The 14,529-nt window shown below is 37.2% G+C and carries 10 protein-coding genes; 9 read left to right on the forward strand and 1 reads right to left on the reverse strand.

What is annotated here, in order from left to right:
* The first annotated feature begins 128 nt into the window (after positions 1 to 128).
* A complete protein-coding gene (locus ABE65_RS09865) occupies positions 129 to 890 on the forward strand; it encodes a MerR family transcriptional regulator (RefSeq protein WP_066394198.1) in 762 nt (253 codons plus the stop codon).
* Positions 891 to 1,008: 118 nt separating this feature from the next.
* Complete coding sequence (locus tag ABE65_RS09870; protein ID WP_066394200.1) at positions 1,009 to 2,175, forward strand: alanyl-tRNA editing protein; 1,167 nt, start codon at positions 1,009 to 1,011, stop codon at positions 2,173 to 2,175.
* Positions 2,176 to 2,221: 46 nt separating this feature from the next.
* On the opposite strand, the gene ABE65_RS09875 is transcribed toward ABE65_RS09870, so the two are convergent.
* Positions 2,222 to 3,622: a hypothetical protein gene (locus ABE65_RS09875; RefSeq protein ID WP_066394203.1), complete on the reverse strand. Its 1,401-nt coding sequence runs from the start codon at positions 3,620 to 3,622 to the stop codon at positions 2,222 to 2,224.
* Between the two features lie 232 nt (positions 3,623 to 3,854).
* On the opposite strand from ABE65_RS09875, the gene ABE65_RS09880 reads away from it, so the two are divergent.
* From ABE65_RS09880 to ABE65_RS09910, 7 genes are all read left to right on the forward strand, one after another.
* Positions 3,855 to 7,178: a hypothetical protein gene (locus ABE65_RS09880; protein ID WP_156499149.1), complete on the forward strand. Its 3,324-nt coding sequence runs from the start codon at positions 3,855 to 3,857 to the stop codon at positions 7,176 to 7,178.
* A gap of 62 nt (positions 7,179 to 7,240) precedes the next feature.
* The gene (locus tag ABE65_RS09885) at positions 7,241 to 8,458 is read left to right on the forward strand and encodes an MFS transporter (protein ID WP_066399996.1); all 1,218 of its coding nucleotides are present in this window, start codon (positions 7,241 to 7,243) and stop codon (positions 8,456 to 8,458) included.
* A gap of 373 nt (positions 8,459 to 8,831) precedes the next feature.
* Positions 8,832 to 9,650 carry an adenosylmethionine decarboxylase gene (gene speD / locus ABE65_RS09890; RefSeq protein WP_066394207.1) on the forward strand — a complete coding sequence of 273 codons (819 nt, stop codon included), beginning with the start codon at positions 8,832 to 8,834 and terminating at the stop codon, positions 9,648 to 9,650.
* A 167-nt stretch (positions 9,651 to 9,817) separates the two neighbouring features.
* Positions 9,818 to 10,834 (forward strand): Bug family tripartite tricarboxylate transporter substrate binding protein, encoded by a 1,017-nt coding sequence (locus ABE65_RS09895; RefSeq protein WP_066394209.1) that lies wholly within the window; start codon positions 9,818 to 9,820, stop codon positions 10,832 to 10,834.
* A 58-nt stretch (positions 10,835 to 10,892) separates the two neighbouring features.
* Complete coding sequence (locus ABE65_RS09900) at positions 10,893 to 11,354, forward strand: tripartite tricarboxylate transporter TctB family protein (protein ID WP_066394211.1); 462 nt, start codon at positions 10,893 to 10,895, stop codon at positions 11,352 to 11,354.
* 11 nt (positions 11,355 to 11,365) lie between these two features.
* Positions 11,366 to 12,892: a tripartite tricarboxylate transporter permease gene (locus ABE65_RS09905; RefSeq protein WP_066394213.1), complete on the forward strand. Its 1,527-nt coding sequence runs from the start codon at positions 11,366 to 11,368 to the stop codon at positions 12,890 to 12,892.
* A 64-nt stretch (positions 12,893 to 12,956) separates the two neighbouring features.
* The gene (locus ABE65_RS09910; RefSeq protein ID WP_066394215.1) at positions 12,957 to 14,528 is read left to right on the forward strand and encodes an ATP-binding protein; all 1,572 of its coding nucleotides are present in this window, start codon (positions 12,957 to 12,959) and stop codon (positions 14,526 to 14,528) included.
* The last annotated feature ends 1 nt before the right edge of the window (position 14,529 follow it).

Consider the following 14,529-nt stretch of genomic DNA (forward strand, 5'->3'; position numbering starts at 1 on the left):
TCCAAATCTAATTTTACCATTTTATGGGTGTTTAGAATATATTGTTTTTCATCAGTTTAAATTACGGATCCCCATTGACCTTCACGCAGCGTAAAGGTTTAGAGTTAAAGTGTCAGGAGGTGATCACATTGGAATACACTGTACAAAAGCTTGGGCAACTAGCGGGAGTAAGCACGAGAACATTAAGATATTATGACGAGATAGATATTCTTAAGCCGGCAAGAATAAATTCGTCAGGATATCGAATATATGGTCAAGCAGAAGTAGATCGACTTCAGCAGATTTTGTTCTATAAAGAGCTGGACCTTCCACTTTATCAAATTAAAAAAATCATTACATCGCAAAGCTTCTCAACAGCTGAAGCACTTCGTGAACACCGTGAAAAACTCCTGAACAAACGAGAACAGTTAGACCGTCTGATCTTGAATGTAGAGCAGACCATCGCTGCGAACGAAGGGAGAATAACGATGAAAGATAAAGAAAAATTTGAAGGATTTAAAAAACAGATGGTTGAGGAAAACGAACAAAAATTTGGTAAAGAGATCCGTGATAAATATGGAGATCAAGTTATCGATCAATCCAATAAAAAAGTTTTGAATATGACTCAAAGTGAGCATGACAATGCAACAAAACTTGCTGAGAAAATTCACACGGTGCTTGCTGAAGCTTTTAAACTAGGAGACCCTGCTGGAGATTTAGCGCAAAAGGCAGCTGAGCTTCACAAGGAGTGGTTGATGTTGTACTGGCACGAATATAGCAAAGAAGCTCATGCGAATCTTGCACAAATGTATGTGGACGATGAACGTTTCACTGCCTATTATGATAAAGAACAGCCAGGAACCGCCGTTTTTTTAAGAGATGCAATCCGTATTTATACAGATTTCAAATAAATATGATAACGTGTCACCATCTCTAAGGGAGAAAACCATCTAGGTTTTCTTCTTTTTGTTTAATTCACCTCTCCATTTCGTTAAACTATGAATAATGAGCAAGAAGGGATGAAAAGCTATGACTGAAAAATTATATTATTCTTCACCATATACAAAAACTTGGGAAACAAATGTAAAAACCACTTTTGAAAAAGAAGAGGAATGGTTTGTTATCTTAGAAACTACCGCATTTTATCCGACGGGTGGTGGTCAGCCGTTTGATACAGGTACGATTAGTGGAAGTGACGTACTCGATGTTTTTATTGAAAATGATGAAGTCATTCATAAGGTAAAAAAACTACCTGAAACTTCTTCAGTAATCTGCCATTTAAATTGGGATAGAAGGTTCGACCACATGCAGCATCATACGGGACAACACTTGTTGTCTGCAGTTTGTTATTCTCTGTATGATGCACGGACTGTTAGTTTTCATTTAGGTTCTGAAATTGCAACGATAGATATAGAAATAGACAAACTGAGCCAACAACAGATGGATTCCATTGAGAAAGCGGTTAATCATGAGATTTATAAAAACCGATTGGTCCATACCTATTTTGTTTCCGATCAAGAGCTACAACAATTACCTTTATTAAAGATGCCTAAAGTGACAGAGAACATTCGAATCGTTCAAATTGAAGGCATCGAGCATAACGCATGTGGGGGTACTCATGTTCAATCAACGGCTGAAATCGGTATTATCAAGCTTCTGAAAGCTGAAAAACAAAAGGGAGCAACACGTTTACATTTTAAATGTGGTCAACGGGCACTAGAAGACTATAATGAAGCACTGAAAATGATACATAAGATTTCAAGCATGTTTAATACCGGACGAGATGAAGTTATAAATCGTCTTGAAAAATGGGAGCACAATCAGAAAGAATTAGAGTCAGAAAATAAACGACTTAAAGAGGAGAATAATCATTTTTTAAGTAAAGAGCTTATCGGGAAAGTTGAAACAGGGTTACTTTTACATGCTTTTGATGATAAGAGCTTTAAGGATACAAAAGATCTTGCAATAAAAATCGCAAGTGAGGAATCTCTGTTGATCTTACTAGCTTCCACAGTGGAAAATCGAGTCATCTTAATGCATGACGGTTCTTTTCAATTTTCTTGCGGTACATTCTTTAAAGAGAATCTTCGTTCATTTAATGGTAAGGGCGGTGGAAATGATAGATCTGCTCAAGCTGGTTTTGCTTCACAAGAAGATATGAATGCATTTATTAAGTTTGTCAAAGATACATTTTGAGTAAAAAAAAAGGAGGAGGCAATCAGCCTACTCCTTTTTCTTTCTATCAAATCAAAAATATCGCCACTATGGTAGTTACAACTAATCCGATAAAAACAGGTTTGATGTTTCTTCTGGCAAGTTCAAATGGATCAACTCCACAGATGGCAGCAGCCGGAATTAACGCCCATGGGACGAGTGTGCCGCCTCCAACCCAAATGGCCGAAATTTGACCAAGTGCAGTTAGAGTTGCAGCTCCTGCTCCTATTGCCGTACCAAATATGTTTGCGACCGACCCTGCCAGTGAGATTCCGGAAAATCCTGACCCATCGAGACCCGTAATAGCGCCAACAGTGGTTAATGTTATGGCACCTATCTCCTTACTTAAAGGGACAACAGACGCAAGTGCTACACCAAGATCGTTTACGATTCCATGAGATGTTTTTGGAAGGAAATCTCCAATTATTTTAGCAAATCCTGAATCACCTAAATAAAAGAAGGCGGCGATTGGAATGACAGGACCAAATACTTTAAATCCGAACTGAAAGCCATCAATCATATAAGAAGTTGTTTTCTCTAATCCTTTGTTCTTATGACTGACCATCGTGATTAAAAGAAGAATTAAAACAGAGGTACCGCCGATTAATGCCGTTGCATCTCCGCCTTGAAGATTAAAAATGGACATAGCCGCTACATCAAGAGCAAACATGACAGGAATGAACAGAGCAAAGAACCGTTTTTGCTTACTTGACAACAAACTTACATCCTGTTCATTTGGAGCTTTTACTGGATTAGCAGTAAAACCCGTATTTGCGTTTAACTTTCCTGTCTTCAAATCTCGTTTTAAAAAATAAAATGCAGCTATTGTTGTTACAAGACCCATGACAAACACGAGTGGGATACTTGCTTGAATTACTTCATTTACGGGTAAACCTGCAGCATCAGCTGTTAATTTCGGTGCAGCTTGAATGATGAAATCTCCTGAGAGAGCTATACCATGACCAAATAGGTTCATAGCCATGGCTACTCCCAGTGCAGGAAGTCCAACCCGAATGGCAACAGGAAGAAGAACTGCACCCATAAGTGCTACTGCAGGAGATGGCCAGAAAAACCAAGAGATGACCATCATGAGAATTCCTATCGTCCAATAAGCGAGTCCGGGAGTCTTAATGAGTTTTGAAAATGGAGAGATCATTACATCATTAATGCCTGTAGAGGTCAACACTCTGCTCATGGCAACAATGATGGATATAACAAGAATCGTTGGAAGAAGCTCAGTGATCGCGTAGATAAAACTATTAAAAATACTGCTGACAGAACCAGTTAATGAACTCGTAGCCGCAATAGAGATTAAGAAGATACCGAGAATACTAATGAGTGTAGTATCACGTCTCTTAACCATAAAACCAATGATTAAACCGATAAACACAACATAAATCCAATGCAGCGCTGTTAATTCAACGCCCATCTCTATTCCTCCCCTGTGAAATGGGTAATTAGCCCTTTCGTAATGTAATACAGAATATGATGAGAAAGAAAAGGGGTGAGGAGAACTTTTTGAATCTAGTTATTCGTGACTTGTATAGGTAATTAATGTAAAATAATAACGATGATATAGAAGTTAAGAAAAGAGATAACTACATGTTATCTCTTTTCTTTTTGTTACATACATTCAACAGAGGAGAAGATTAGGGGGCCGTATGATGGACCAGTCCAGGTTTATTAAAGATCTTAACGAATTAAAAGAGGGAGGATATGTTAAAAAGAAGGATTATTTAAACGTACTTGATGGCTATTACAGATATAGAGAAGATATTAGAAGAAAAGAAACAGCTAATACGATTGTACATAAAGCAGAAGCTACGATGGAAGAACCAGAACAAAACAAACAACCAATAAAAACAATAACTCCTCCACCTACACAGCCGAAAGTGAAAATCACAGCTGAACAAAGAAGAGAGAGAATTATTACAAGCATAATGACAGTTGGAGTGATTATGCTTTTATTAGGGGGGCTTACTCTAGCGACAAGCAACTGGGATGTGTTTAGTTCGTTCACGAAAACAATGCTAGTTGGTGGAATTGCCGTATTGTTTGGAGGTTTTGGTGCTCTATCGGAAAAAGTACTTCAGATCAGAAAAACCGCTTTTACGTTCTTTGTTCTGTTTGCTCTGTTTATTCCAATCACTGTGCTTTCTGCTGGTTATTTTGAATTATTTGGAGATTGGCTCAGTTTTTATGGTGAGGGAAGATTTATATTAGGCGTGATGACAGCTATTGTTTGTACTCCAATCTATTATTATTTTGGACTTTACTTTAAATCCAAGCTATTTAGCTGGATTACTTATGTTGCTATTGTGATTGGATATGCGTATTTAATCCTGTCATTCGGCTTAACAAAGGAAGCTTTTTATTTTGTTTATGCTGCAGGAAATATAGGGTTTATTCTTTTATATCATTACAAAAAAGGAGTCCCATCTATATTTCTTCAAATCCTGCCCTTGTTTATACAAGCAAACTTAATTCTATCGACACTGTTCATTTTAATTTTATTTGAAAATCAGCTTTACCAAAGCTTCAATATCATTTTAACTGCTGCATTATACTTATCGATGAGAATGGTCAATCAAAGAAAAGAATACGAACTGTTCTTTATCGGGTTTATCACATATGGCCTTTATCAATTGATTCAAAACTCTCTGTTAGTCGAATATCGTTTGTTTTTAATCGTGATTATACCGATTGTATTCGTAGTGGTTGCTAATTTTTCAGACACAGGATTAAAAAAATATTATCAGCTTGCTAATGGCGTAATCTCTATACTTGCATTCTTATATATAACCGTAGAAGGCGTAATGTTATCTGTTGAAGAAGGCAGTGTGTGGTTGTTGTTAGGGTATCTTGTTTTAGCAGGAAACTTTATTTTTTTAAGCTACAACTCTACTTTTTCTTTCTTTAAATATTTAGCGCCATTTTACCTATTCTGTGCGTTTATGGAAGTGTATCAAATGTCGGGTGAACACTTTGATGATTATTGGACTTTAGCAATCGGCATCTCAAGCACATTATCTTATTCAATCGGTCAGTACCTCAAACCACTGAACAGAGCAAGCCTATTTGTAGGGGGTGGAGGATTACTAATTAGTTTTTTATTATCGTTGGAACTCGCTCACTATGGGCAAGGAAGTATGATTTCTGTCATTCTAACGATTCTATCTGTTCGCCATTTCTTGATTGAGAATGGAAAAGAAAAAATGGTAACCACCTGGCTGGTACCGATCTTCACTTTTTTTATTTTCTGCCTTTTGGGCATAAAATACTTCCCATTACCGACATTATCGTACTCCTTACTTTTGGGTAGTGTTATCACTTTAGTTGTCTACCTTTGGCAAAGAAGTAATAAGGAGTTGGCAACTTCATTTATTTCAATGACAACGATAACGACGACTTTAAATTTTCTTGTTCTTTTAGTTGAAAGTGATTTTACGTGGATAAAGATTCTATCATCCATATTTCTAATGGTAGTGCTATGGTTCTTCACTAAACATTTTAATTGGGCGATCGGGTTCTCTGGTATTCAGATTGCCTTGTTCTTTGCACTGAGTTATGTTGCTGACCTGCTTGGATTTTCTTTAGGTACAGATGAATCTGTTTATGCGTTCATCATTATTTCCTTTTTGTTATTAATAAATAGCGAGGTATTCCATAAATTTGACTCAAGCAGTGAATATCCAATGAAAGTTGTATCGCACTTAACCACCTTACTCATAGGTGCTTATGCTTTACTCGTTACAACTTCAACCGTTCCGTTTATTTTACTTGCCACAGTGTATGGAATTTACCTGTTTCGTTCTCGTAAGGAATATGAGATCAGATATAATCTTTACGTTAGTTTAATATTTTTAGCAATTGGTTTCCAATACTTTATTAGAACATGGCTCACTCATGAAGGTCCTGTTGTTTACAGCATACTTCTAGCTAGTTTCTACTTTGTTCTTAACAATGAATGGAGAAAGCGATTTAGAGCTTTCATTGTACCTTTTTCTGTCATTTTCTTAGGAGAGTATATAACGATTAGAGGGTCTGATGAGGAGTTTCTTATTATCCATGCAGCTGTATTAGTCGGGTTTATAGTGTTCTATCAATCGTTAGAAAAATACTGGAAATACGCATCAGTATTCTTGTTGATATACTTCATGATAGATTTAGAGGAATGGTTGTTAATAAATCGAATAGCCAATGAGATGTATTCAATTGCTTGGTTCACCTCAGGCATACTCATTTCACTGGCAGGTATGTATTTCTATAAAAAGCTATACAGCCAATCTGATTTTCTTCAATTTGACTTCTTTGCAGTTTTTGGAATGATTCATGTACTTATTGGATTGGTGCGATCTGAAAATTTCGTAACAACGTTTGGTCTTGTCATACTTGCTATTCTTTTCTATGTTCAAGGAAATCGATTCTTGAATGTTTTGATCGGAAAGAGAATACTCCAAACGTGTTCCAGTTTGCTTGTCCTGTTCTCTTATTATTCATTACTTGAGCAATTTGAAGTTCCTGTGATTATTCAAACTGAATTAATGGTACTGCCTTGGATCTTATTATGTTATGTGATCACACGGAGAATGTGGGACATATCGGACCATGTAGCTGATCTGATCCAATATGTGTTACTTGGTGTAATAGGTATAACATTGATGATCGATGCAATAGACAGCTATCAAGTCATGGATGCAATCATACTTGGTTCATTATCATTTGCTAGTATTATTTATGGATTTATTTCAAAACAAAAAAGTTATTTCTTTAGTGGATTGATCATGTTGCTTCTAAATGTCTTCGTTCAAACACGCCCATATTGGGGGAACATGCCATGGTGGGTATATTTACTATTAACAGGTATCCTTCTCATAGGTTTTGCGAGTTACAATGAATTCAAGAAACAAAAAGGAATTGATTCTCCACCATTAAAGGATATAATTTTAATTAAATGGAAACATTGGTTTGGAGAGTGGAAGTAACTGTTCTTCAAATAAGGGGGATTAATGAAGTGGATCAAGATCAAAACAAACCCAAGATCACCATGGGTATGCTTTTTCAAAACAAAGTCATTCGTACCATCCTTTTTTCGGTTCTCTTTTTACAGATTGGAATATGGGTTCGTAACTATTCCATCCTCTTGTATGTGATTGAAAAAACGAACGAGAATCCAATCGCAGTATCTTTAATATCCGTCGCAGAGTTTGCACCAATCTTTTTATTTTCATTTATTGGTGGAACATTTGCTGATAGATGGAAACCCAAAAAGACGATGATTTGGTGTGATTTATTAAGCGCCGTCTCCATCTTTGTTGTATTATTAACTTTACTTTTTGGAAGTTGGAAAGTCATATTTTTCGCAACGCTCGTTTCATCGATCTTGTCACAATTTTCTCAGCCATCAGGTATGAAGTTATTTAAGATTCATGTTCCTGAGGAAATGGTTCAGCTAGGCATGTCGATGTATCAAACCCTTTTTGCTGTATTCATGATTCTCGGTCCTATTCTCGGGACTTATGTATACCAGCAGTTTGGGATTACAACAGCGATAGCAATCATGGGAATCGCGTTCATATTGTCTGCTGTTATTCTATTATTACTTCCTCCTGATGAAGAAGTAGAAAAGACAGAAGAGAAACCATCTATCTGGTTAGAGATGAAGGAAGGTTTCAACTATGTGCTTAACAGACGCTCTTTAACTTTACTAGGTGCATGTTTCGCTGTGGCCGGATTAGCTTTAGGTTTGACACAGCCGTTAACCGTTTTCTTAGTTACAGAACAACTTGGTCTTCCAAAAGAAGAACTTCAATGGCTCATGGCTGCATTCGGTACTGGAATGATCTTAGGTGGAGGTTTAACCATCGGAATCGCGAGCAAAGTAAAGCCACAATTATTATTGGCTTTAGGAATGGGAGCAAGTGCGATTGGATTTATGATTATGGGATTCTCCGAACATTTTTGGTTAACCTTATCTGCCGAGTTCATAAGTGGTCTTTTCATGCCATGTGTTCACATTGGTATTAATACACTAATTCTCCAGAATACAGAGGCTAAATTTATAGGTCGTGTGAACGGAATATTAAATCCACTATTTATGGGTGCGATGGTTCTTACGATGTCTATTACCGGTTGGTTAAAAGAAACGTTTTCACTTGTCTTAATGTTTGAAGGAGCAGCACTTTTATTTGCAGTTGGAATATTAACGATGCTCCCGCTTATTCGCCAAAAGGTTGTTCCAGTGGCTGAAGTTGAGAAAGCCTAAATGTAAAAATCCTCAAAAGCTACCTAAGCTTTTGAGGATTTTTTTATGCTTCTTGTAACCTTTAGCTGAATCGGAAAGAGGTATGTGTCGATAAACGTCGAGGATTGTAAACTCGCGGATAAACAGCAAAAACTCGTGGATTGATGTAAGAAACTTTTGGATTTACACCCTGAACTCGTGGATTGAGAGTCAAAACTTTTGGATTCACCACTTACATGCTTAATTTACGGCTAGAAACAAACCATCACACAGCACTGTTGACGCTTTTTCAACCTCATACTGTTTTTCAAATCATTTAAATGGGTAATATAGATATGTTTCCATCATTGTTGTAATGAATCTTGAATGTCTAAACATAAGGGGAATCTAACATATGTCTATTTCACCAGATCAGCGAATTACTTTACACGGCTTTAATAATCTTACTAAATCACTTAGCTTTAATCTGTATGACGTTTGTTATACAAAAACGAGAGAAGAGCGAGAAGCATATCTCGAGTATATTGATGAACAATACAATGCTGAAAGACTTACGAATATTTTGCAAACAGTTTCGGATACGATAGGAGCTCATGTTTTGAATATAGCCAAACAAGATTATGTGCCTCAAGGAGCTAGTGTCACTGTACTTGTCTCGGAAGGTCCCATTGTTGAAGTGCCAACTGATACATTTGATGAAAATTCGACAGCAATGCCAGAGTCTGTTGTGATGCAGCTTGATAAAAGCCACTTAACTGTTCATACATATCCTGAATTTCATCCAGAAGAAGGAATTAGTACATTTAGAGCGGACATCGATGTTTCTACTTGTGGAGAAATTTCACCGCTTAAAGCACTTAACCATCTGATTAACTCATTTGATATGGACATAGTGACGATGGATTATCGAGTTAGAGGATTTACTAGAGATATAAAAGGTCACAAATTATTTATTGATCATGATATCAATTCGATACAAAACTATCTTTCTGCAGATATTAAAGAAACGTATACCATGATTGATACAAATATCTATCAAGAAAATATCTTTCACACAAAGTGTAAGTTAAAGAATTTTGAACTTAATAACTACCTTTTTGGGTATACAAAAGATGAAATTGATAGCGAGACTCAAAAACACATCACAGGATTGATCAATGCTGAGATGGACGAGATTTTTTATGGAAGAAATATTCAATCATCTAAACGGTAAAAACTTATTAAGCTTTAGATCACTAGGATAATCTTAGTGGTCTTTTTTTGTGTGAACAATATGAACAAAATGCATTTTATGTCCTTAAACTTCCATTTAATAAAGCGAGTGATAGGATAATCAAAAGGGATATGAAAGCGCTATCAAAATTAAAGGGGATGTGAATGATGAAAACGATGAAATGGAAAAAATGGCTTGTAGCAGGTGTTATACTTTCTTCACTTACAGCTTGTAGTTCATCTGGATCTGGTTCAAATGCTGGGGAATCTGATTATCCAAAAAAACCGATTACAGTAGTTGCTCCATCAGGTGCTGGAGGAGGCTGGGATTTAACAGCACGCTCACTGTCTAAAATTCTTGGTGAAACTAAAATGGTCGATCAAACCATGACAGTCGAGAACAAACCCGGTGGAGGTGGAGCTGTCTATTTAGCAGAATATGCTACACAGCATAAGAAGGATGATTATAAACTTTTTATTAGTTCCCCGCCAATTTTAATCAACAACTTGAAAAAAGAGGGTAACAGTCCATACGGCTTTAAGGATACAACACCACTTGCTCAACTAACAAAAGACTTTGGCGCCATCGTTGTTAAAGAAGATTCTAAATATAATAATCTAAAAGAATTGATGGATGCTGTGAAAAAAGATCCAAAATCCGTTACAGCAGCGGGTGGATCTGCACCGGGGTCAATGGACCACCTTGTAGCTGTTCTTCCAGCTTACAAATCTGACATTGATCCTAAAACAGTTAAGTATGTTTCATATGATGGTGGTGGTGAGGCGATTGCAGCTCTTTTAGGAGGGAACGCAGACTATATCGCAACTGATGCTTCTGCCGTAGGCGAATATTTAAAAGCAGGAAAAGTAAAAGTGCTGGGTATTTCTTCAACGGAACGATTAAAAGGTGACCTTGCAGATGTACCAACATTTAAAGAAGCTGGAATCGATGCTGATTTTACGATTTGGAGAGGTGTCTTCGGACCAAAAGAGATGTCTGATAGTGCTGTAGCTCATTGGGAGAAAACATTGAAGAAGTTAAATGAGAGTAAAGAGTGGCAGGACGAGCTAGAGCGGAACGGTTGGGAAGCGGAATTTAAAGATGGTAGAGAATTTGAAACCTTCTTAAAAGATCAAGAAAAACAAGTAGAAGACTTGTTGAAATCATTAGGCATGAATAAATAGTTTGTGACATGGAGAAGTATTTCTACTTCTCCATTTTTCCAATAAGGAGGGAAGTAAATTGCAAACAGGAAAATTTGACCGATATGCAAGTATCTTATTTGCATTACTAGGAGCAACATTTTTAATAGAAAGTCGAAATATCTCAAAAAGTGCTTATGGAAGTGAAGTGGGACCTAATGTTTTTCCTTTTCTCTTAGGACTTATTCTTATTCTCCTTAGTATAAAACTTTTTCTTGAATCTTTAAAAAGTATTCAGAAAGAAAAGAAGAAAACGGAAGAGTTACAGATCAAACGGTTTGTGATCATTCTACTAGCAAGTCTTTTCTATGCAGGCACTATTGAAATGTTAGGTTATATCATTAGTACTTCCTTATTTCTGTACGTATCCTTTCAAGCGATGGAAAGAGGAAATTGGATAAAAAATGGAATAATTGCTTTGGCGTTCTCATTCTTTGTCTATTATTTATTTGTAGTTGTGTTGGAAGGCTCTTTGCCTGGAATGCCAATTTGGTTTAGTTAGGAGGATTTGATATGGGTGTTATGGATTTTTTGATGCAAGGATTTCAAACAGCGCTACAGCCACATAACATATTCTTTGCTTTTATCGGTGTCTTGATCGGTACGGCAGTAGGCGTTTTACCAGGGATTGGACCCATGAGTGGTGTTGCACTCTTAATTCCAGTTACCGCAACTTTTACGAGTGGAATGGATCCATCTGCAGCAGCTACAAGCTCAATCATTCTTTTAGCGGGTGTTTATTACGGTGCCATGTACGGGGGATCAACTACATCCATTCTACTTAATACACCTGGTGAATCTTCATCGGTCGTTACAACCCTTGATGGCTATCAAATGGCTAAACAAGGAAGAGCAGGAGCTGCATTATCAATCGCAGCCATTGGCTCTTTCTTTGCCGGAATTGTTTCAATCATTGGATTGGTATTATTAGCAGAACCGCTTTCAGAAATGGCGTTGAAATTTGGACCTGCAGAATATTTTTCCTTGATGCTTTTAGGGCTTGCCGCAGTTAGCGGTTTAGCAGGCGGATCGATCACTAAAGCATGGATGATGACTGTAACGGGTCTTTTAATCGCCACAATTGGAATTGATGCAGTTTCTGGTGTGGCGCGATTTACCTATGACATTCCCGTTCTATTTGGTGGACTTGAATTTTTAACGGTCGCTGTAGGTTTGTTTGCATTAGGTGAGGTCTTTAAGACAGTTCTCCATAAAGAGGAAGATGCAGATAAGGTTGCAAAAGTAGGACGAGTCCTTCCTACAAGAGCAGACCTTAAAGAAAGTGCTGGACCGATCGCACGTGGTTCTTTATTAGGATTCTTTATTGGTGTCTTACCAGGTGCAGGGGCAACACTTGCTTCTTTCTTTTCATATATTGCTGAGAAAAAGGTAAGTAAAAATCCCGAGAAGTTTGGTAAAGGAGCGATTGCAGGTGTGGCAGCCCCTGAGTCTGCAAACAACGCAGCTTCAGGAGGAGCGATGATTCCTTTATTAACACTCGGAATTCCAGGCTCAGGAACAACAGCGATTCTTATGGGAGCACTGATCATGTATAACGTTCAGCCCGGTCCTTTATTATTTAGTGATCACCCTGATGTAGCTTGGGGTCTTATCGCTTCCATGTTTATCGGAAACTTGATGCTTCTCATACTCAATATGCCGCTTGTTAAGGTTTTTGCAAAAATTATTGAAACACCAGCGAAATACTTACTACCTATCATTATTGCCATCTCAGTTTTTGGTGTTTATGCGGTACAAGTGACAACGTTTGATCTGTTTTTATTGATCGGCTTTGGACTCGCAGGATATCTATTAGCACAGCATGACTATCCGATCGCTCCTCTTGTACTCGGCTTAGTTTTAGGACCAATGATTGAAAATAACATGAGACGTGCTTTAACAACTTCAAACGGAGATTTTATGGTGTTTGTTCAACAACCCATTTCTGCGTTTTTCCTGGTTTGTGCCGTTCTATGGATTCTCGTTCCTTTCGTACTCCGATTAAAAGGAAAAAATGTTGTCGTGAATGTTGAAGGATAAAAGAAGATTAGTAGAGAAGACTTTCTATTCTAGAAGGTCTTTTCTATTTTTACGGAGGGAAACAATGAAACTTCAAACAAAATTAATGCTCATCAGCTGTTCCCTAATCTTTGTAGTAATCACTATTTTAGCAGTTATCTTTCAAAATATGTTTGAAGACACGATGAAGAGTGAGATTGGGGAGAGAGCGCTAAGTGTTTCTTATGCAGTAAGTAATAATCCACTTGTTCTTGAAGCTTTTGAAAGTGATGACCCCTCCAAAAGTATTCAGCCCTATGCAGAGAAAATCAGAATGAAAACAGGAGCTCATTATATCGTAGTGGGAAACAAAGAAGGTGTTCGTTATTCACACCCAATCAAAGAACGAATTGGAAAGAAAATGGTAGGTGGGGACAACCAAAAAGCCTTATCGGGTGAACCAAGTATAACGGAAGCAACTGGCTCGCTTGGTCCAGCTGTACGGGGAAAATCTCCGATTAGAAACAATGATGGTGAGATCATTGGATTAGTATCAGTAGGTTTTCTAACTGATCAAATCAAAGAAGAGATTTGGCCTTATAAGTTAAAGATCATCATTGTAGGCATCTTGACACTATTGTTAGGCATAATAGGTTCCGTATTGATCGCTAAAGGTGTGAAGAGAGCGACACATGGCTTAGAACCTAAAGAAATCGGGATGTTGTACAAAGAAAAAAGCGCGATCTTAGAAGCCATTAGGGAAGGTGTCATTGCTGTAAATCGAGAAGGTGAGATAACCCTTGCCAATCACACTGCACTTCAGATGCTTGAAACAGATAGTGAGAAGTTAATAGGAGAAAATGTATTGAAAGCTATTCCAAATACAAGATTACTTGATGTTATTGCTTCTGGGAAAAATGAGTTTGACGAACAGATGAAGCTCGGAAACACGAAAGTTGTTGCAAACCGAATTCCGATCATTGATGATCATGATCAAGTTGTAGGGGCTGTTGCGACTTTTCGGAATAGAGACGAGCTTTTTCAATTAAATGAAGAACTCTCGCAAGTGAAAAGCTATAGTGAAGGCTTAAGAGCTCAAACACATGAGTTCTCTAATAAACTGTATTTAATATCCGGACTTATTCAGCTAGGTTCTTATCAAGAAGCACAAGATATTATTACGAAAGAATCAAATGTTCATCAGCATTTCACACAATTTATTATGAATCATATTTCTGATCCTTATATAGGCGGACTGTTAATTGGAAAGTTCAATCGTTCAAAAGAGTTGAGAGTTGAGTTTACGATTGATCCTTCCAGTCATCTAAAAGATATTCCGAACTCGATCGATAGACAATTGCTAGTAACGATCATGGGTAATCTAATAGACAATAGCATGGATGCTGTAGTTGATTCTAAAACAAATGAGCCAATAGTAAAAATCAGCCTTTCCGATTTTGGAGAGCAACTAATCATAGAAGTTGAGGATACTGGAGAAGGAATTACTGAGGAAACCGCTAATATGTTATATAAAAAGGGATTCTCTACAAAAGGGAGAGACCGCGGCTATGGATTATATTTAATCAAACAAGCTGTAGAAGTATTAGATGGTCATATCTTTTTTGAGAGAACAAAAGCGGGAACAACGCTTTTCACAGTTATTATCCCAAAAGAATAGA

The sequence above is a fragment of the Fictibacillus phosphorivorans genome (assembly GCF_001629705.1).
GTDB lineage: Bacteria > Bacillota > Bacilli > Bacillales > Fictibacillaceae > Fictibacillus > Fictibacillus phosphorivorans_A.

Coding starts and splice junctions, on each gene's coding strand:
- ABE65_RS09875 (WP_066394203.1), bottom strand. CDS start 3,622: ATGGGCGTTGAATTAACAGCGCTGCATTGGATTTATGTTGTGTTTATC.
- ABE65_RS09910 (WP_066394215.1), top strand. CDS start 12,957: ATGAAACTTCAAACAAAATTAATGCTCATCAGCTGTTCCCTAATCTTT.
- speD (WP_066394207.1), top strand. CDS start 8,832: ATGTCTATTTCACCAGATCAGCGAATTACTTTACACGGCTTTAATAAT.
- ABE65_RS09880 (WP_156499149.1), top strand. CDS start 3,855: ATGATGGACCAGTCCAGGTTTATTAAAGATCTTAACGAATTAAAAGAG.
- ABE65_RS09895 (WP_066394209.1), top strand. CDS start 9,818: ATGAAAACGATGAAATGGAAAAAATGGCTTGTAGCAGGTGTTATACTT.
- ABE65_RS09885 (WP_066399996.1), top strand. CDS start 7,241: ATGGGTATGCTTTTTCAAAACAAAGTCATTCGTACCATCCTTTTTTCG.
- ABE65_RS09905 (WP_066394213.1), top strand. CDS start 11,366: ATGGGTGTTATGGATTTTTTGATGCAAGGATTTCAAACAGCGCTACAG.
- ABE65_RS09870 (WP_066394200.1), top strand. CDS start 1,009: ATGACTGAAAAATTATATTATTCTTCACCATATACAAAAACTTGGGAA.